Annotated in this window: 17 protein-coding genes; 5 read left to right on the top strand and 12 right to left on the bottom strand. The window is 70.7% G+C overall.

Annotated elements, in window-relative coordinates:
* Positions 1–66: 66 nt before the first annotated feature.
* The 9 genes from ACVFYP_RS08960 to ACVFYP_RS08920 form a co-directional block, all read right to left on the bottom strand.
* Positions 67–1,548: a SulP family inorganic anion transporter gene (locus ACVFYP_RS08960; RefSeq protein ID WP_499199822.1), complete on the bottom strand. Its 1,482-nt coding sequence runs from the start codon at positions 1,546–1,548 to the stop codon at positions 67–69.
* 179 nt (positions 1,549–1,727) lie between these two features.
* Entirely contained in the window at positions 1,728–3,362 is a 1,635-nt protein-coding gene (locus tag ACVFYP_RS08955) for an alpha-D-glucose phosphate-specific phosphoglucomutase (RefSeq protein WP_499199821.1), read from the bottom strand.
* 66 nt (positions 3,363–3,428) lie between these two features.
* Positions 3,429–5,438, bottom strand: a complete 2,010-nt coding sequence (locus ACVFYP_RS08950; protein WP_499199820.1) for a M3 family metallopeptidase — start codon at positions 5,436–5,438, stop codon at positions 3,429–3,431.
* Positions 5,439–5,471: 33 nt separating this feature from the next.
* Entirely contained in the window at positions 5,472–6,971 is a 1,500-nt protein-coding gene (locus ACVFYP_RS08945) for a helicase HerA domain-containing protein (RefSeq protein WP_499199819.1), read from the bottom strand.
* Between the two features lie 136 nt (positions 6,972–7,107).
* Positions 7,108–8,784, bottom strand: coding sequence for a dihydroxyacetone kinase family protein (locus ACVFYP_RS08940; protein WP_499199818.1), 1,677 nt, complete (start codon positions 8,782–8,784; stop codon positions 7,108–7,110).
* 52 nt (positions 8,785–8,836) lie between these two features.
* The gene (locus ACVFYP_RS08935) at positions 8,837–9,700 is read right to left on the bottom strand and encodes a hypothetical protein (RefSeq protein WP_499199817.1); all 864 of its coding nucleotides are present in this window, start codon (positions 9,698–9,700) and stop codon (positions 8,837–8,839) included.
* A 41-nt stretch (positions 9,701–9,741) separates the two neighbouring features.
* Positions 9,742–10,761, bottom strand: coding sequence for an MlaD family protein (locus ACVFYP_RS08930; protein ID WP_499199816.1), 1,020 nt, complete (start codon positions 10,759–10,761; stop codon positions 9,742–9,744).
* Entirely contained in the window at positions 10,743–11,426 is a 684-nt protein-coding gene (locus tag ACVFYP_RS08925; protein ID WP_499199815.1) for a P-loop NTPase family protein, read from the bottom strand. The genes ACVFYP_RS08930 and ACVFYP_RS08925 overlap by 19 nt, the downstream gene beginning before the upstream one ends.
* Positions 11,423–12,232: an MlaE family ABC transporter permease gene (locus ACVFYP_RS08920; protein ID WP_499199814.1), complete on the bottom strand. Its 810-nt coding sequence runs from the start codon at positions 12,230–12,232 to the stop codon at positions 11,423–11,425. The genes ACVFYP_RS08925 and ACVFYP_RS08920 overlap by 4 nt, the downstream gene beginning before the upstream one ends.
* Before the next feature lie 140 nt (positions 12,233–12,372).
* Here ACVFYP_RS08920 and ACVFYP_RS08915 point away from each other — a divergent pair, with 140 nt between their 5' ends.
* Positions 12,373–13,455 carry a YihY/virulence factor BrkB family protein gene (locus ACVFYP_RS08915; RefSeq protein WP_499199813.1) on the top strand — a complete coding sequence of 361 codons (1,083 nt, stop codon included), beginning with the start codon at positions 12,373–12,375 and terminating at the stop codon, positions 13,453–13,455.
* A 10-nt stretch (positions 13,456–13,465) separates the two neighbouring features.
* Here ACVFYP_RS08915 and ACVFYP_RS08910 read toward each other — a convergent pair whose 3' ends face one another.
* Both ACVFYP_RS08910 and ACVFYP_RS08905 read right to left on the bottom strand, forming a co-directional pair.
* Positions 13,466–13,738 (bottom strand): hypothetical protein, encoded by a 273-nt coding sequence (locus ACVFYP_RS08910; RefSeq protein WP_499199812.1) that lies wholly within the window; start codon positions 13,736–13,738, stop codon positions 13,466–13,468.
* A complete protein-coding gene (locus tag ACVFYP_RS08905; protein WP_499199811.1) occupies positions 13,735–14,217 on the bottom strand; it encodes a peroxiredoxin in 483 nt (160 codons plus the stop codon). Before ACVFYP_RS08905 ends, ACVFYP_RS08910 begins: the two co-directional genes overlap by 4 nt.
* Positions 14,218–14,335: 118 nt before the next feature.
* Here ACVFYP_RS08905 and ACVFYP_RS08900 point away from each other — a divergent pair, with 118 nt between their 5' ends.
* The 3 genes from ACVFYP_RS08900 to ACVFYP_RS08890 all read left to right on the top strand — a co-directional run bounded on the left by ACVFYP_RS08900 (position 14,336) and on the right by ACVFYP_RS08890 (position 17,393).
* On the top strand, positions 14,336–14,929 hold the full coding sequence (locus tag ACVFYP_RS08900) for a YqgE/AlgH family protein (RefSeq protein ID WP_499199810.1): 594 nt from the start codon (positions 14,336–14,338) through the stop codon (positions 14,927–14,929).
* 193 nt (positions 14,930–15,122) lie between these two features.
* Positions 15,123–16,928: a DNA mismatch repair endonuclease MutL gene (gene mutL / locus ACVFYP_RS08895; protein WP_499200466.1), complete on the top strand. Its 1,806-nt coding sequence runs from the start codon at positions 15,123–15,125 to the stop codon at positions 16,926–16,928.
* Positions 16,929–16,970: 42 nt separating this feature from the next.
* Positions 16,971–17,393: a BLUF domain-containing protein gene (locus tag ACVFYP_RS08890; RefSeq protein ID WP_499199809.1), complete on the top strand. Its 423-nt coding sequence runs from the start codon at positions 16,971–16,973 to the stop codon at positions 17,391–17,393.
* A 34-nt stretch (positions 17,394–17,427) separates the two neighbouring features.
* Here ACVFYP_RS08890 and ACVFYP_RS08885 read toward each other — a convergent pair whose 3' ends face one another.
* On the bottom strand, positions 17,428–18,129 hold the full coding sequence (locus ACVFYP_RS08885; protein ID WP_499199808.1) for a hypothetical protein: 702 nt from the start codon (positions 18,127–18,129) through the stop codon (positions 17,428–17,430).
* Positions 18,130–18,352: 223 nt separating this feature from the next.
* Between ACVFYP_RS08885 and ACVFYP_RS08880 the strand changes: the two genes are divergently transcribed.
* Entirely contained in the window at positions 18,353–19,321 is a 969-nt protein-coding gene (locus ACVFYP_RS08880) for a Bug family tripartite tricarboxylate transporter substrate binding protein (protein WP_499199807.1), read from the top strand.
* The last annotated feature ends 56 nt before the right edge of the window (positions 19,322–19,377 follow it).

Here is a 19,377-nt window from a genome sequence, read left to right as displayed (position 1 = left end):
GTCGGGACGCTAGGTGGAACGGAATGGGGTTTCAAGCGGTAATGGGCGGGCAGCCCTGGCTGCCCCTCAATGCAGCGCAGGGGCCCCGGCAGCGCCCGGCTTGTCATGCGTGGCGAGCTGGTCCACCAGCGTGGCGCTCGCCGCGTTCAGGCCGAGGATCTCCACCGCCGTGCCCTGGCGGCGGAATTTCAGCACCACGCGGTCCAGCGCGGCGATCGCCGTGAGGTCCCAGATATGGGCGCCGGAGACGTCGATCACCACGCGCTCAATCGCCTCCCTCAGATCGAAGGCCTCCCCAAAACTCTCGGCGGAGGCGAAGAAGATCTGGCCGGTGACGGTGTAGGTGCGTTGCCTGCCATCCACCGAAAGCTCGGAATGGACGCGGAAGATCCTGGCCACCTTGCGGGCGAAGAAGATGCCGGAGAGCAGCACGCCCACCAGCACGCCCTGCGCCAGGTCATGGGTGGCGACCGTCACGGCGACCGTCGCCAGCATGACGATGGAGGAGCTTTTCGGATGCACCCGCAGGTCGCTCAGCGACTTCCAGGAGAAGGTGCCGATCGAGACCATGATCATCACCGCGACCAGCGCCGGCATCGGAATCTGCCGCACCAGATCGGCAAGCACGAGAATCAGGAACAGCAGAAACAGCCCGGCCCAGAGCGTGGAAAGCCGCCCGCGCCCGCCGGATTTCACATTGATGACGGACTGCCCGATCATCGCACAGCCGGCCATGCCGCCGAAGAAGCCGGCGACGATGTTGGCGATGCCCTGGCCGTAGCTTTCGCGGATCTTGTCGGAACCCGTATCGGTCAGGTCATCGACGATCTGCGCCGTCATCAGTGATTCCAGCAGCCCGACCACGGCGAGCGTCGCGGAGTAGGGCAGGATGACCCACAGCGTCTCCAGCGTCAGCGGCACATCCGGCAGCAGGAACATCGGCAGCTCCGCCGGCAATTCGCCCATGTCGCCCACCGTGCGCACATCCAGCCCAAGGCCGATGGCGACAGCGGTGATGACGACGATGGCGACCAGCGGCGAGGGCACCGCCCGTGTCAACCGCGGCAGCAGGTAGATGATGGCCAGCGCCGCGGCGCAGAGCAGGTAGGTCACCCAGGTGACGCCGATCAGCTCCGGCAGCTGCGCCATGAAGATCAGGATGGCCAGCGCATTCACGAAGCCGGTCATGACGGAGCGTGAGACGAAGCGCATCAGCACGCCGAGCTTCAGCGCGCCTGCGATGATCTGAAGCACGCCGCAGAGCAGCGTCGCCGCCAGCAGATAGTTGAGGCCGTGTTCCTTCACCAGCGTGACCATCACCAGCGCCATGGCGCCGGTAGCCGCCGAGATCATCGCCGGGCGGCCGCCCGCGAAGGCGATGACAACGGCGATGCAGAAGGAGGCATAGAGGCCGACCTTCGGATCGACACCCGCGATGATCGAGAAGGCGATCGCCTCCGGAATCAGCGCCAGCGCGACGACGGTGCCTGCCAGAATATCGGCGCGGATGTTCGAAAGCCATTCGGCCTGAAGCCGGGCAAGGGACATGAGGGAGACTCCGGGGCCAAAGCCCCGCACGGGAGAAAAGAACGCTATGCGCCAACCGCCATCAGGCGGGGCGCTGAAGGCACGTCACACCCGCGATGCGGGCGTGGTGCGAAGCGTCAGGGGGGCGTTAAAGCCATGCAGCGCGTTTAGCAGCATGTGGCCGCGCCGCACAACAGGCCTCAGGTGATGACGGAAGGAGCGTCCCGGCCGGTATGGCGGGCGATGCCCGCAATCTCCTGCGCCGCCGCGATCACCGGCGCCAGCACCGCCTGCGTCTCGGCGTCGTGCCGCGCCACATCGGGCTCGAAGCTTTCGAGATAGACGCGGAGCGTGGCGCCGACGGTGCCGGTGCCCGAGAGACGAAACACCGCGCGGGCATCCTCTGCGAAGAGGATGCGCACGCCCTGCTGCGCGGTGACGGAGCCGTCCACCGGATCGGTGTAGGAAAAGTCATCGCATTCCGCGACGGTCAGCCCGGCGAAGACCTTCCCCGGCAGCGTCGGCAGCATGTCGCGCAGCGCCTGCATCAGCCCCTGCGCCGCACCGGCATCGACCTCCTCATAGTCGTGCCGGGTGTAGTAGTCGCGGCCGAAGCGTGCCCAATGGTCGCGCAGTATGGCGTCCGCACGCTGGCCCGTGCTGGCCAGGATGTTCAGCCAGACCAGCACGGCCCAGAGCCCATCCTTCTCCCGCACATGGTCGGACCCCGTGCCGGCGCTCTCCTCCCCGCACAGGGTGATGCGGCCGGAATCGAGCAGGTTGCCGAAGAACTTCCAGCCGGTCGGCGTCTCATAGCAGGGAATGCCCAGCGCCTTGGCGACGCGATCCACCGCGCGGCTGGTGGGCATGGAGCGTGCGACACCCGCCAGGCCACGCGCATAGCCCGGCGCGCGATGCGCCTGCGCCGCCAGCACGGCCAGGCTGTCGCTCGGCGTCACGAACAGGCCGGGTGCGACGATCATGTTGCGGTCGCCATCCCCGTCGGAGGCGGCGCCGAAATCCGGCGCATCGGCGCCGAGCATTTCGGCCATCAGCTCCGCCGCATACACCGGGTTGGGGTCAGGATGGTGGCCGCCGAAATCCGGCAGCGGCTCCGCATTCACCACCGTGCCCGGCGCGGCGCCCAGCGCGCCTTCCAGGATCGCCTTGGCATAGGGGCCGGTCACCGCGCTCATCGCGTCGAAGCGCATCCGGAAGCCGCCCTGGAACATCGCGGCGATGGCGTCGAAATCGACCAGCTTGCGCATCAGCACGGCGTAATCCGCGACGGGGTCCACCACGGCCACCGTGCAGTCGCCGAGCGTCACCTCCCCCACCTTGTCGAGGTCGAGGTCCGGCACATCGAGGATGGCGTATTCGACCATCATGCTCGCCCGGCGATGGATCGCGCCCGTCACATCCTCCGGCGCCGGGCCGCCATTGGCGGCGTTGAACTTGATGCCGAAATCGCCATCCGGCCCGCCCGGATTATGGCTGGCCGAGAGGATGATGCCGCCAATGGCGCCCGAGATGCGGATGAGGTTGGAGGCCGCGGGCGTCGAAAGCAGCCCCCCCTGCCCCACCAGGATGCGCGAGAAGCCGTTGGCCGCGGCCATCTTCAGCGTGGTCTGCACCACCTGCCGGTTCAGGTAGCGGCCGTCACCGCCCAGCACCAGCGTCGCGCCCTGCCGTGGCTCGCCGATGGTGTCGAAGATCGCCTGGACGAAATTCTCCACATAATGCGGCTGCTGGAACACCGTGACCTTCTTGCGCAGGCCGGATGTTCCAGGCTTCTGGTCGGCGAAGGGCGTGGTCGCGATGCGGCGCAGGCTCATGCGGTATCTCTCCGGTTTCATCGCAACATCGCCCCGCGCCTCCGCGCGCGGCAAGCCCCATCCCTGTTACGCTTCGACGAGCCCGCGGTTGCGCAGCAGCGCCGCAACGCTGGGCGGACGGCCCCGGAAAGCAACATAAAGCTCCATCGGGTCGCGGGTGTCGCCGGCCTGGTAGACGGCCTTCAGCTTCGCCGACAATTCCGGATGGAAGGGGTCGCCGGCTTCCTCGAAGGCCTCGAAGGCGTCGGCATCCAGCACTTCCGCCCACATATAGGCGTAGTAGCCAGCCGCGTAGCCGCCGCCCGCGAACAGGTGCTGGAAATGCGCCGGGCGATGCCGCAGGCCGACCGCCTCCGGCATGTCGATCCCGGCCAGGAATTCCGCCTCGAAGGCGAGCAGGTCCAGGTTCTCGGGGTCCGGATGGGTGTGCAGCGCCAGGTCGATCAGGGCCGAGGAGACGAACTCCACCGTCGCGAAACCCTGGCCGTCCCGCCGCGCCGCCAGCAGGTTGCGCAGCAGTTCCTCCGGCAGCGGGGCGCCGGTTTCGTGATGGCGGGCGTGTTCGCGCAGGATCTCCGGCACCTCCAGCCAATGCTCCAGCACCTGGCTCGGGAATTCCACGAAATCCGCCAGCACGGCGGTGCCGGACTGGGAGGGATGGTGCGCGACCGAGAGCAGCCCATGCAGCGCATGGCCGAATTCGTGGAACAGCGTCCGCGCCTCGTCGAAGGACAGCAGGGCCGGCTGGGACTTGGCGATGTTGTTGTTGTTGACGACGATGGGCGTCACCGCCCCATCCAGCCCCTGCCCCACCCGAAAGCTGCTCATCCAGGCGCCGGACCGCTTGCCGGACCGCGCGAAGCTGTCCAGCAGGAAGACGCCGCGATGCGTGCCTTCCCCGTCCTGCATGTCGAAGGCGCGCACATCCGGGTGATAGACGGGGATGTCCGGGCGCTCGACGAAGCTGACGCCGAACAGGCGCTTCGCCGTGTCGAAGACCGCGTTCAGCATGCCGTCCAGCGGGAAGTACGGCTTGGTCAGGCTCTCATCGATGGCATGCCGCGCGCGGCGGGCGCGCTCAGCGTAATGGCGCCAGTCCCAGGCCGCGATCGGGTGCCCGGCCAGCGCCTCCAGCTCCGCCCGCTCCACCTCCGCCCGGCGGCGGGCGGGGGCCCAGACCTGGTTGAGCAGCGCGGCGGCCGCCGCGGGCTCCCGCGCCATGTTGTCGGCCAGGCGCCAGGCGGCGAAATCCGCATGGCCGAGCAGCCGTGCCCTTTCCCCCCGCAATGCCAGGATTTCGCGAATCAGCGAGATATTGTCCCGGGTGCCGGTGCCGCGCGCCACCCAGGCGCGCCAGGCCACCTCCCGCAGGTCGCGGCGGGTGGAGAAGGTCAGGAAGGGCTCGATGGAGGAGCGGGACAAGGTGATGACATAGCCCTGCGCCACGCCGCGTTCCCGCGCGGCCTCCCGCGCCGCCTCGCAGGCGAAGTCGGGCAGGCCGTCCAGCTCCGCCTCGGTCAGCACCATCTGCCAGTCATTCTCGTCGGCCAGGACATTCTGGCCGAACTGGGTGTGCAGAACGGCCAGCCGGGTGGAGATCGCCGCCATGCGGTCGCGCCCGGCCTGGTCCAGCGCCGCGCCGCCGCGCACCAGCCCGGCATGCAGGCGTTGCAGCAGCCGGTCCTGCGCCGGGTCCAGGCCCAGCGTCGCGCGCTGGCCCGCCAGGGCGGAAACCCGCGCAAACAATCCAGGGTCGAGGGTGACGGCGGCGCGGTGCCCCGCCAGTTTTGGCGCATAGTCCCGCTCGACCGCCTGCAGGGCCTCGGTGGCCTGGCTGGAGACCAGGTTGAAGAAGACGCTGCGCACCCGGTCCAGCGTCCGGCCGCTGCGCTCCAGCGCCTCCGCTGTATTGGCGAAGGTCGGGGGTTCCGGATTGGCGGCGATGGCGGCGACCTCCGCCACCTGCTCGGCCATGCCCTGGTCGAAGGCCGGGCCGTAATGTTCGGGCCGGATGAGGTCGAAGGGCGGTACGCCGAAAGGCGTGGTCCAGGGGGCGAGCAGCGGGTTGGTGTCCATAACCCCCAATGTAGGGTGCCGCCCCCCCTCAGGTCACGAGGCCTGAACCATCTCCTCCGGCCCATTCGGATCGCCCGGCGCGGTTTCCCAGGCGAGACCGACCAGGACCACGCTGCGCCTGCCGCCCCGCTCCGCACGCACCACCAGCGCTCCCTGCTCCTCCATATAGGTCAGCAGCCGCCGCGCCCGGCCGATCGACCGGCTGCCATAGGCCCGCGCAAGGGTGGCGTCGGAGGGGCAGGGTTGGCGTTCCAGCGCGGCGCGGGCCAGCAGCAGGAAGACCCCCTGCACGTCGTCGGGCAGGGATTCCGCGCGGCTGACGGCCTGCGCCCAATCACTGCCCTCCGCCACCTCCGCCGCGATGCCGGCGCGGGCGGTGGTCAGCAGGCGACGGAAGGCGGGGATGTCGATGGCCGGGCCGCCCACCTCCTCGATCCGGCAGCGCACCAGGAAATCCTGGTACAGCACGCTGGCCGGGCGGAAGGGTGCATCCGGCTCCATCAGCACCTTGGCCAGCACGGCGCGCAGCCTGCGGCGGTGTTCCGCCTGTTCCGCCGGGCTGGCCGGCGCCACCGGCTCCGCCGCCTGCGCGGTGGGGCGGGCCTGGGCGAGCTGGGCCAAAATGTCGGGCGCCGGCGCGCGCGGGGCGCGGCGGGGCAGGCGCAGCGCCTCCGGCTCCGGCGCCGCCAGTATCAGCTCCCGCGCCTCCGCCGCGCTGGCCTGGGTGGGGGGGGGCACCAACTTCGGCCCGGCGCTGCGCGACCCGGTCTCCACCACACCCACCCGCACCCGCAAGGGGCGGCGGGAGATGGAGGGGCCGAGCGCCATGAACTGGCCCCGCTCCAGGTCGCGGAACATCTCCGCCTGGCGTCGCTCCATGCCCAGCAGATCGGCGGCGCGCGCCATGTCGATGTCGAGGAAGGTGCGCCCCATCATGAAGTTGGACGCCTCCGCCGCGACGTTCTTGGCCAGCTTGGCCAGCCGCTGGGTGGCGATGACGCCGGCCAGCCCGCGTTTCCGGCCGCGGCACATCAGATTGGTCATGGCGCCGAGCGCCGCCCGACGCGCCTCGTCGGAGGTTTCGCTGGCGGCGGCGGGGGCGAAAAGCTGCGCCTCGTCCACCACCACCATCACCGGGTTCCAGGCATCCCGGTCCACATCGAATAGCCCGCCCAGGAAGGCGGCGGCAAGCCGCAGCTGCGCCTCCACCTCCACATGCTCCAGGTTCAGCACGACGGAAACGCGATGCCGCCGCACCCGCTCCGCCACCACCTGCAACGCCGCTTCGGTATGGTCCGCCGCATCCACCACCAGATGGCCGAAGCGGTCGGCCAGCGAGGTGAAGTCGCCTTCCGGGTCCACCACCACCTGCTGCACCCAGGGGGCGGATTGTTCCAGCAGCCGGCGCAGCAGATGCGACTTGCCCGACCCGGAATTGCCCTGCACCAGCAGGCGGGTGGAGAGCAGCTCCTCAAGGTCGAATTCGGCCGGGTTGCCGGAGGCGGTCAGGCCGATCTCGATGGCGATGGTCATCCAGGACTCCAAAGGGCACCCCGCCCCGGCCTCGCCTGGCCGGAGGGCGCGGCGGAGACCTAACGCCAACCCGGCCCGGACGAAAGCGCCGGCGGTTGCCCCGGCGGGATTTCGCGCCCCGCCGACCGGCGCACCCTCATTCGCTGCGCGCCTGCATCGCCCGCATCCAGACCAGCACCGCGCTGGCCCCGGCATCCGGCTGGCCCAGGGCGCGGTCCCCCAGATAGGCGGCGCGGCCGAGACGCGGACGCATGGTGACGGTCGCCTCCACCCCATCCGCCGCCGCCGCCACAGCCGCGTGCCAGGCCGATTCCAGCGGGCCGGAGAAGCTGGCAAAGGTCTCGGCGGCGGGGTGCAGCGCGTCCAGCATGGTGCGGTCGCCGGGCCGGGCGCCGCCCAGCGCGCCGATCGCCGCCACCGCATCCCGGAAGGCTTGCGCCCAATCGGCATGGTCCGGTGCCTCCGGCAGCGCCTGGGCCGCGGCCAGCAGCGCGGTGGCGTAGAAGGGGCCGGAACTACCGGCGATGGCCCGCCGCAGCGCCTGCGCCATGGCGGTGAGGGCCGTGGCGGGGGTGGCGAAGGCGGCCTGCGGCAGCGCCCGGATGGCCGCCGCGCCGCGCGCCATGGACAGGCCGAGATCGCCATCCCCGGCATGGCTGTCGAGCGCCGTCAGCGCCGCCTCCTCCGCCTCCAGCGCCGTCGCCACGGCCAGCGCCAGACGGCGCAGCTCGGGGGCCAGCGGGCCAGGGGCGGTGGCCACCAGGGCATCGGGCTCCGGCGGCGCGGCGATGCGTGCCGACGGGGCCAGCATGCCCCCGCCCGGCCAGGCCGGGGCCAAAGCCGGCGCATCCAGCCGCGCCAGCCGCGCCGCGTCCAGCCGCATCAGGCTGATCGAGCAGCCCGGCATTTCCAGCGCCGTCATGAAATTCCCGGCCCAGCCCCGCGGCACGGCGATGCCGCGCGCCGCAAGCCCGGCCAGGGCGGCGCGGGCGACGATGGACAGTTCCATGGGCGGGGTGCCGCCAAGCCCGTTCACCAGCAGCGCCACCTGGTCCCCGGCTTGCAGTCCGGCATCCGTCACCAGCGTGTCGAGGATGGTGGCGACGATCGCATCGGCGGGTTCCATGGGCGCGCGCCGCACGCCCTGTTCGCCATGAATGCCCAGGCCCAGCTCCATCTCCGACTCGCCCAGTGTGAAGCCCGGCGTGCCAGCCGCCGGCACGGTGCAGGCGCCGAGCGCCACGCCCATGGAGACCACGGCGGCGGCCGCCGCTTCCGCCTCCGCCAGCACGGCATCGAGGTCGCCGCCGGCCTCCGCCACCGCGCCGGCCACCTTATGGACAAGCACGGTGCCGGCGATGCCGCGCCGGCGCTCCGGGTCCACCGTGTCGCGCAGCGCCGCGTCATCGGCCACCACCACGACCTTGGTCGGAATGCCCTCCGCCGTGGCCAGCGCGGCGGCGAGGCCGAAATTCAGCCGGTCGCCGGTGTAGTTCTTCACCACCAGCAGCGCCCCGCGCGGCCCGGCGGCGGCGCGGATGCCGGCCTGCACAGCATCGACGGAGGGCGAGGTGAAGACATCGCCCGCCACCGCGCCCGCCAACATGCCCGGCCCGACATAGCCCGCATGGGCAGGCTCATGCCCCGCCCCGCCACCCGAAATCACCGCCACGGGGCGATCGGCCGGCGCCGGCAGCCCGGCCCGCACCACCACATCCTCCGCCTCCAGCAACGCCAGGCCGGGGTTCATGGCGACGAGCCCCTCCAGCATCTCGCGCACCACGCGGCGCGGGTCGTTGACGAGCTTTTTCATCGGCGTTTCCCTGACTTGTGGCGGGCAGGATCGGCCCTGCCGCGGAGCGGCGTCAATTCGGCGGAGGCAGCAGCCCACGCACCCGGGCGATGCCGGCGAGCAGGTCCGGATCGCCACCGCCCAGAACTTCGGCCTCGGCGAGCCAGCGCCGCGCATCCGCCATCTCGCCGCGCCCGGCCGCGCCCTCGGCCGCGCGCAGATGCAGGTCGGCGGCCTCGCTGGTCGCGCCCAGCGCGCGCGCCACCGCGCCGCGCAGCGCCAGCGCCCGCGACAGGCCGCGATAGTCCAGCGCATCGCGCCGCAGCGTCTCCGCCTGCTGGGCGAGCGACCAGGCCGCCTGGTTCCGGCCGCCCAGCAGGGCGGCCTGGGCGGCAAGCTCCGCTGCATCGGCCTGGTAGGCGGCCTGGCCGGGCTGGCCGATGGCGGCCTGCGCCGCCGCCAGCGCCGGCAGGTCGCGCGCTTCCGCGGCCATCAGGCCGAGCAGGAAATGCGCCCGCAGCGCCGCCTCCGGGCTTTCAGCGCCGCGCGCCGAAACGAAGCGCGCCAGCACACCCGCCTCGCTTGTCTGGCCCAGCCGGTACAGCGCCGTCGCCTCCGCCAGCATCAGCCCGGCGGAGGCGCCGCGGCCGCGCCGGGCGAGATCCAGCCGCACCTGCCGCGCCACGCTCAGCGCGGCCCGCGCCTCGCCGCGCTCCAGCTCGGCGATGGCTTGGCCGAAGGCCATGGAATCGATGGCCGCCGCATCGTCGCGCTGCCGCGCCCGCTCCAGCCCCTGGGCAAAAAGCCGCGCCGCCGCCTGGGGCTGTTCCTGGTCCAGCGCCGCCCCGGCGGCATCCGCCGCGCGGTCCAGCACGGCATCGCGCGGCGGGCCGGGCGGTGGCGCGCGACCGCCGCAGGCGGCCAGCGCCAGCAGCAAGGCAAATCCAGCCCCTCTCACGGGCGCAGCCGCAACCCTTCTCACGGTCGCAGCCGCTCCACCGCCGGGCGGGCCACATTGCCGATCGGCCGGGTCACCTCCCCGCCGCCGGAGCCCAGCAACCAGTGTCGCCGCAATTGCAGCAGCAGAAGCTCCATCTGCCGCGCCGCCTCCTGCGCCTGCACCATCACTGCCGGCAGCCCGTCCGTGCCATCGCGGACATTGGCGGTGATCTGCGGCAGAGCCGGGCTGGCGCGGGCCAGGTCGGCGGTGGCGCGTTCCACTTGCGCCAACACCCGCTCCGCCCGACTCACCAGGCCAGGCAGCGTGCCCGGCCCGGCGCGCCCATCGGCACCACGCAGCCCGGCGGTCAATTGACGCAGCTCACCGCTCGCGCCTTCGATATTCGCCATGACCTGGGCGGCGCGGGCGGTCGCGGCCTCCGCCTCCCGGATCAGGGTGTCGTCGGTCAGCAGCCGGCCCACCGTACCCTCGCCACGTTCCAGGCGCTGGGTGGCGGCGGCGAAGGCGGCGGCGCCCGTGCGCAGTTCCTCCAGCACCGGGAAGACCCGTTGCTGCAACTCGTCCAGCAAGGTGCCGAGGGTCTCGGTCGGCGCGCGCTCGCTGGTGGCGCGGATCCAGGCGCGGTCCCAGTTCAGCTCTTCCCCCCGGCCGCGCTGGATATCGAGATAGGCCGGCCCGGCCACGCCGAAGCGCCGCCGTACCACGGCGGTGGAATCGCGGCGGATGAAGGGCTTGGCCTGGTCCTCGATGCGCAACTCGGCACGGATGCGGCGCTCGGGATCGACGATGATGCGGCGGACGGAGCCGGCACGGATGCCCAGCACCTCCGCCGCTGCCCCGACCGACAGGCCGGCGACGCCCTCCTCCGGCAGCAGCACCATCAGCGTGCTGCCATCGTCGAACCATTCGCGCAGCACCCCGCGCTGGGCCAGCGCGCCGAGGAACAGCAGGATGGCGAGCAGCACCAGTGCGCCCACCCAGCGGTCGGTATGGCGCAGGCGGACCCGGTCCTCATGGGTTACGGCGTTGCCGGACACAGCCCCTCCTCCTCCAACCGCCACCATTGGGTGGCCGGGAAATCCGGTTCCGCCCAGGCCTGCCGCGACCGGGTGGACCACAGCACCGCCGCGCCGCGGTCCAGCGCCGGGCGCAACGCCGTCAGCAGCGGCTTGGCCAGCGCATCCGCCACTTCCCGGTCCAGCGGACTTTCCAGCAGGATCAGATCCGGCGTGCCGAGCAGCGCCCGGGCACAGCCGGCGCGGGCCAGGGCGGGGCGCGAAACCTCCGACGGGTGGCGCAGCAGCAGGCCGGGCAGGCCGAAATGCTTGCAGAGCGCCACCGCATCCGCCCGCAGATCCGTGTCGGGCGTGGCATCATGATGGCGACGCGGCAGCAGCATGCCCTCCGCCACCGTCAGATGTTGCAGCCAACCGCCCTCCCCGGGCGCCAGGCCGATGCGGCCGCGCCGCGCCTCCGCCACCGGCCGGGGCAGGCCCAGCCAATCCTCGCCGAGAAAGCGCACGCGCCCGCCGGCCAGCGGGGTCAGCCCGGTGCAGAGCAGCACCAGCGCGCGCGCCATGGCCGGATCATCCGCCTGCACCAGGGCCAGATCCCCGGGCACCAGGCGCAAGGTGACGGCGCCCGAGATGGGCGAGGTCTCCGAGGCCGGGCGCGCCTCCTCCAGCTCCAGCACCGCGCTCATACCGTCACCACGCTGAGCCCGGCGCTGACCGCCAGAATGCCGAGCAGACCACGCACGAAGGCGCGCGGCAGGAGGTGGGAGGGAGTCTCGGCGGCGGTGGAGGACAGGCCGGTGACGGTGGAAACCAGCGCCACCAGCGCGCCGATCACCACCAGCTTCACCGCGAAGAGCACGAATTCCGGGATCGCCGTCGCCGCCAGCAGATTGTCGAGCTGCTCCATCGGCGAGGCCTGGACCAGGCTGAAGAAGACGCCGGTCAGATAGCCCGCGGCCAGCGACACGGCGAGGAAGATGACGCCGAGCGTGAAGCCCGCCGCCGCCAGCGCCACCACGCGCGGCAGCACCAGCAAAGCGAAGGGGTCGATGCCCTGGGCTTCCAGCACATCGAGCTGCCCGCTGGCCTTGGCGGCGCCGCATTCGACCACGGTGACGCTGCCGCTGCGGCCGAGCAGGATCAGCCCGACCAGCACCGGTGTCACCTCCCGCACCAGGACCGTCACCAGCAGGCTGCCGGTATAGTCTTCCTGGCCGGCGAAGCTCAGCCAGCGGATCGCCTGGTAGACCACGCCGAAGCCGACCAGGCTGGCGGTGATGACGACGGTGCCGAAGCCGCCGGCAATCGCCTGGTGCAGGCTGCGGCGCAGCTCCGTGCGCAGGGTGCGGCGCCAGATGGAGGGGCGCAGCCCCTCCAACAGCACGCCGAAGGCCAGGGCGGAGATGGCCAGCAGAAGCTGAAAGCCGCGCCGCGCCGGCCCGCCGAAGGTCTCCAGCAGCAGCCAGAACGGCAGCAGACGCGGCTGCGCCATCGACCTCGCCTCCGCCATACGTCGCCACCCCCGTTGCAGACCCGCATGGATCAGCGCCCGCGGTCGCGGAAAGTTTCCGGAACCGATGCCACCCCGGGCGGCGCACCGCGTTGCCCGGGTTGCGGATGAGGAGAACAGGCATGCCGGGACGGCGCGTGGTGCGGCAAGGCGGGAATACGGGCGTGCTGATGGCAGCGGCGGTGCTGGCCGGGCTGCTGGCCTATGACGCCGCGGGGCGTGCCCCCGCACCCCACCATGGCCGCGCCCCATCCGCGAAGCCTCCGGTGCCCTCCACGGTGGGCCACAGTGCCGACACACCCTCCGACATTCCGCCGCGCGGCTGGTGGGAGATCCTGCGCCGCACCGTCAGCCAGGCCAGCGAGGACCGGCTGATGACGGAGGCCGCCGGCATCACCTTCTACATCCTGCTGGCGTTGTTCCCCGCCCTGGCGGCGCTGGTGTCGCTCTACGGGCTGGTGGCGGACCCGGCGACGGTGCAGCAGCACCTGTCGGCCCTGGCCGGCATCATCCCCGGCGGCGGCATGCAGATCATCGAGGAACAGGTGCAGCGCGTGGCGCAGACAGCCGGCGGCAGCCTCGGCCTCGGCGCGCTGGCGGGCCTCGCCGTGTCGCTCTGGTCGGCCAGCAAGGCGGCCAAGGCCGTGTTCGACGCGCTGAACGTTGTCTACGAGGAGCAGGAGAAGCGCGGCTTCATCAAGCTGACGGCGATCACCCTGGTCTTCACCCTGGGCTTCATCCTGTTCGCCATCCTGACCATGCTCGGCGTGGTCGCGGTGCCGGTGGTGCTGGGCTATGTCGGTATGGATGGACGGTCGGAGGCGCTGCTGAGCTTCGGCCGCTGGCCCGCTCTGCTGCTGCTGGCCTCCCTGGTGCTGGCCTGCCTGTACCGCTGGGGTCCGAGCCGCGAGAAGGCCCGCTGGCGCTGGGTGAGCTGGGGCAGCGCCTTCGCCGCCCTGGCCTGGCTCGGCGGATCGGCCGCCTTCTCCTGGTACGTCGCCAATTTCGGCAGCTACAACGAGACCTATGGCTCGCTCGGCGCCGTCGTCGGCTTCATGACCTGGATCTGGATTTCCGCCACCGTCGTGCTGCTGGGCGCGGAGCTGAATGCGGAGATGGAGCACCAGACCGCCAAGGACACCACGACGCGGCCGGTGCTTCCGATGGGCCTGCGCGGTGCCCGCATGGCGGACACCGTCGCCTGAACAGGGGGACCTACCCCTTGCGGTGCAGCGCCCGCATATTGGCCGCGACGCGGCGGCGGGCGGGGCGCAGCGCCGCTTCCGCCACCACATCGGGCCGCGATCCGGCCAGCATCGCGCGGCCGGCGGCGAAGGCGCCGTCCGAGAACGCCTTCTGCTTTTCCGCCACCATCGCCGCCAGCGCCGCGCTGGCACCCGCGGGGTCGGTGGTCAGCTGCAGGCTGCGCAGCGTGAACACCCAGCCCGACTGCCAGGCGAACAGCGCATAGGCGGCGGGGTTCGTCACAGGGCGGCGAGCACCGCTTCGGCCTTCGACACCTCGAAGGCGCCCGGCGCCTCGACGGCCACATGCGTCACCTTGCCGTCCTTCGCCACCAGCGCGAAACGCTGGCTGCGCACGCCGAGGCCACGCGCCGTCAGGTCGAATTCCAGGCCCATCGCCTTGGTGAAGGCGGCGGAGCCATCGGCCAGCATCACGACTTCTTCCGTGATGCCCTGGTCCTTGGCCCAGGCGCCCATCACGAAGGCATCGTTCACCGAGACGCAGGCGATCACATCCACGCCCTTCGCCTTCAGCGCCGCCGCCTGGGTCACGAAGCCCGGCAGGTGCTTGGCGGAGCAGGTCGGGGTGAAGGCGCCCGGGACGCCGAACAGCACCACGGTCTTGCCGGCGAAGAGCGCGTCCGTCGACACTTCCTTCGGCCCCTCGACGGTGGCCTGCATGATCTTCACCGCGGGAATCGCGTCGCCAACCTGGATCGTCATTCGATGGGTCTCCTGCTTCCGGCGGGCATTAGAGCAGATCGGGGCGCGACGTCCATCATGGGCAGGTGACGGCTGCTCCGCTTGCAGCGCCCCCCGGGCGCCGCCATCTTGAACCATCATGGCACGCCAAGACCCCTCCCCCCCCGAGTCCAGCGCGGATGGCTATCTGGCCGGCCAGCTTCTGGTCGCCATGCCCGGCATGTCCGATCCGCGCTTCGCCCGCAGCGTGATCTGCCTCTGCGCCCATTCGCCCGATGGGGCGATGGGGCTGGTGCTGAACCAGCCGCTGGACAATCTCTCCTTCGACGAGCTGCTGCGCCAGCTGGGCCTGGACCCGGTGCCGCCCGCGCGCCGCATCCGCATGACCCAGGGCGGCCCGGTGGAAGGCGGCCGGGGCTTCGTGCTGCACACCGCGGATTGGGAGACGGAAGGCAGCCTGGAGGTGATGCCCGGCCTGGCGCTGACCGCCAATGTCGAGATCCTGAAGGCCATCGCCGAGGGCGGCGGCCCGCGCGAGGGCCTGTTGGCGCTGGGCTATGCCGGCTGGGGTCCGGGGCAGCTCGACGCCGAATTGCAGCAGAACGCCTGGCTGAACGTGCCGCTGGACGAGGCCCTGCTGTTCGAGGGCCAGCCCGAACAGCTTTGGCAGCGCGCCTTGGCGAAGCTCGGCGTGGAACCGGCGGCATTGTCCGGCGCGGCCGGGCATGCGTGAAAGCCCTCTCCCCCCGACGGGGGGAGAGGGTTTGGGTGAGGGGGGCTGAGCGGGTCCAGGAGTGCGTTCCGGTTCTTCGCGTCCCCCTCACCCAACCCTCTCCCCCATAAGTGGGGGAGAGGGCTTGCCGCCTGATCTCCTGAAGGCGGCGCGGACGCTGGACATCGCTGCTCCGCCGCCGCACATCTCCCGCATGGCCGCTGCGCCCCGGATTCGCCTTCTCTCCGAGACCACCTCCAACCGCATCGCGGCCGGCGAGGTGGTCGAGCGTCCGGCCGCGGCGGTGAAGGAGCTGGTGGAGAACGCGCTGGATGCCGGCGCCCGCCGCATCTCGGTCGCGCTGGAGGAAGGCGGCATCGGCCGCATCCTGGTGGAGGATGACGGCCACGGCATGGGCGCCGAGGACCTGTCGCTCGCCCTGGAACGCCACGCCACCTCCAAGCTCGCGGAAGAAGCGATGCTGTTCCGCATCGCCACGCTGGGCTTCCGGGGGGAGGCCTTGCCCTCCATCGGCGCCGTCTCCCGCCTCAGCCTCACCTCCCGCCTCATCAACGGCACGGCGCACAGCATCTCGGTCGAGGGTGGGCGCAAATCCGCCGTGGGGCCGGCGGCCGGCGCGCCGGGCACGCGCGTCGAGGTGCGCGACCTGTTCTTCGCCACCCCGGCCCGCCGCGCCTTCCTCCGCACGCCGCGCCATGAGGCCGAACAGGCGGTGGAGGCAGTGCGGCGCCTCGCCATGGCCTGGCCGGAGGTCGCCTTCCGGGTGGAGGTGGAGGGCCGCAAGGTGCTCGACCTGCCGCCGACCAGCCGCGAGGGCCGCATCGCCGCTTTGCTCGGCGCCGATTTCGCCGGGGCGGCGGTGCCGCTGGAGGCGCTGCGCGATGGCGTGGCGCTGACCGGCCTCGCCGGCCTGCCGACGCATCACACGGCGACGGGGGCCGCGCAGCACCTGGTGGTGAACCGCCGCCCGGTGCGGGACCCGCTGCTGCGCACGGCGCTGCGCGTCGCATACCGCGACATGGTGCCGGCCAAGCGCTTCCCCGTCGCCGCCCTGTTCCTGGAGGTGCCGCCGGAAGCGGTGGATGTGAACGTCCACCCGATGAAGACCGAGCTGCGCTTCCGGGACGCGGAAGGCGTGCGCGGGCTGATGATCTCCGCCCTGCGCCGCGCCTTGGCCGTGGGCGCGAGCGGCGCGGCGCCCGAAGGACTCGCCAGCACCCCGTCTTTGGCGCCCTGGCCGATGCGCGGCCCCGCGGAGCCGGCGGGCCTGGAGGGCTTCGCCGAGGCCGCCCCCGCCTTCCCCGGCTGGCGCCCGCCCAGCGGGCCGCTGCCGCAGCGGCCGCGCGGCGCTTCCCTGCCGCTCGGCTTCGCCCCGCCGCCGCCGCCACAACCCTTGCCGGATTTCGCGGAGGAAGGCCCGCTGGGGCGGCCGCTCGGCCAGATCCTCGACACCTATGTGCTGGCGGAGGCGCCGGACGGGTCGCTGGTGCTGGTGGACCAGCATGCGGCGCATGAACGGCTGACGCATGAGGCGCTGCGCGCGCAGCTGGTGGAAGGCGGCGTCCGCGCCCAGCCGCTGCTGCTGCCCGCGGTGGTGGAACTGCCCGCCGGCGACGCGGCGCGGCTGCTGGACCAGGCGCCGGCGCTGGCGCGGCTCGGCCTGGAGATCGAGGGCTTTGGCGGCCCCGGCGCGATCCTGGTGCGGGCCCTGCCCGCCTTGCTCGGCGCCCCTGACCCGGCGCCGCTGCTGCGCGACCTGGCGGCGGAGCTGGCCGAGATGGATGAGGCGCTGGCGCTGGAGGCGCGGCTGGATGCGGCGGTGGCGCGGCTGGCCTGCCACGGATCGATCCGCGCCGGGCGGCGGCTGGCCGGCGCCGAGATGGCGGCGCTGCTGCGCCAGATGGAGGCGACGCCGCGCGCGGCCACCTGTTCGCATGGGCGGCCGACGGTGCTGCGATTCGGCAAGGCGGAGCTGGAGAAGCTGTTCGGGCGGCGGTGAAGCTGCGTAAGCTCTGCGCAACGAATCAGGGAGCTTCCGTCCATGTCCGCCCCCATGCCAGCCGCTGGCCCGCTGACGCAGCTGATCTATGCCTCCCGCCCCTTCGGATTCTCGGGCGACATGCTGGACGACATCCTGATGGCCGCGCGCCGCAACAATAAGCGGGACGGGCTGACCGGCGCCCTGGTCTGCCGCGCCGACCTGTTTTTGCAACTGCTGGAAGGCCCCCGGGAGAAGGTGACCGCGGCCTTCGGGCGCATCCTGCGGGATGACCGGCATTTGGAGGTGGCGCTGATCTGGGTGGGCGACGCGCCGGCGCGGCTGTTTCCGGACTGGGACATGCTGGACGACCCGGCGCGGAGCTGGATGTGGAGCCGGGAGGAGGTGCGGGACGGGGCGATGGGGCGGGCCTCGGCGGCGGAGGCGCGGGCTGTGTTTCAGAGGGTGGCAGGGGAGGTTGGGTGAGCAAAATAATTTCATCGACGACTGGCAAATTTTTCTAATCGAACCGACTACAGGCATTAGAACATGCGCCGATTTCAATTATGGTCCGCCAAGCGATTTGTTCCACCGTTCGAAAATCCGCCACCAATTGGGCATGAAAAAATATAACCTTATTGTCTTCATTGAGCGACTGGGCATAGACTGGCGCAAAATACGATTCTGCTGCGTTTGAGTTGTTAGAGATGCCCGGCGGTATATAAATGGGAATTCGGTGGGCCAGAGCGTCCCGGAATTTTTTGAGGTTCTCCATCCACTCATCCAAACTCTTTAGGTACGAGAAAAATTCTAGCGATAGCGCGCTCCTTACCTCCGTGTTTTTTGGCATCAGACCGATATATTCCGGACGAAGCACACCACCAGAGGACGATCGCAACTGCTTTTCTTCAACGATCACATGCGCCAAGTTGTCAAGCGCACCAAACGAATTAAGTGTAAAGGCCTGTATGTTTATTGACGCATCCAGACGATCTTCATCATCGACATCACAGACGCTATGTATCTTTATTTTTGCATCAATATTTTCAATGCACCGCCTCATTATTTTTAACCGGCGGCAGAACCCCTGAACTGCATACTCTTTCGATTTTGAGGCCCGATAGGTATGACTACAAAATATGCTGTTTAGCTTGTGCGTTCGCGCAAGCAGTAAGCCAACCTGAAATTCATATTCCCGAATCGCCTCTTCAGAATAAGCCACGGACGCCCCCAGAAAACTACCAGAGATACTAGAGCACTGGATCAGCCTGGCCCAAGATAATTCCTAGCGGGCGCGCAATGCTTCAAGCTGGCAGTCCACCCTGCGCGGCTTGGCTTTTACACGCGTTGGCGTTTCCCGTACCCACCTCTTGCCCTCACCCCACCTCCCCTCCTACGACTATCCCGTTCCGGCAACGTCCGGCGCGTCTTCGGAGGAAACACCCGTGCTTCACCGCCGCACCCTGGGCGCCGCCGCCCTTGGCCTGCTCGCCGCGCCCACATGGGCAAAGGCCCAAGCCACCTATCCCGACCGCCCCGTCACCCTGGTGGTCCCCTGGGCCGCCGGCGGGTCCACGGATGCCGTAGCGCGCATCGTCGCGGCGCGGTTGCAGCAGGACACCGGACGCGGCTTCGTGGTGGACAATCGCACGGGCGCCAATGGCACCATCGGCTTCGGTTCCGTCGCGCGAGCGCGGCCGGATGGCTACACGGTGCTGGTCGGCACCGTCAGCACCTATGCGATGGCGCCGCATCTCTACCAACTGCCCTATGACAACGACCGGGCCTTTGTCGGCGTCGGGCTCATCGCCTCCCAGCCCATGATCCTCTGCGTGCCACGAACCTCCCCCTATCGCACGCTGGCCGAGTTCGTCGCCGCTGCGCGGGCGCCGAATGCGCGGCTGGTCTATGCCAATTCCGGCACCGGCTCCTCCACCCATCTGGCGACGGAGCTGTTCCTCAGCGCCGCGGGGGTGGAGATGCAGGATGTCGGCTATCGCGGCGGCGCCCCGGCAGTGCAGGGCACCCTGACGAATGAGGCGCAGATGATCGTGCAGGCGGCCTCCGGCGTGCTGCCGCTGATCCAGTCGGGCGATCTGCGGGCGCTGGCCATCTCCTCCGCCGCCCGGTCGCCGGTGGCGCCGGATGTGCCCACCTTCAAGGAACAGGGTTTTGACGTGGAGGTGGCGGAACATATCGCCGTGCTGGTCCCCGCCGAAACGCCCGCGCCGATCGTGCAGCGGCTGAACGAGCTGTTCCGCGCCGCCGTCACCGCGCCGGAGACGCGCGACCGCCTAGCCGCCCTGGCCACGGTGCCGGAGATGATGCGGCCGGAGGAATGGGCCGCCTACAACACCGCCGAAAACGCCAAGTGGCGGGACGTGATCCGGGCGCGCAACATCAAGGTGCAGTAGCGGGGGCGGGCCGGGGGGGGCGTTGACTTCCCCGGCCCTGCCGCTTCACCTCTCGC

It is taken from the genome of Roseomonas sp. F4, from assembly GCF_053891155.1.
This window is presented reverse-complemented; position numbering and strand designations above follow the sequence as displayed.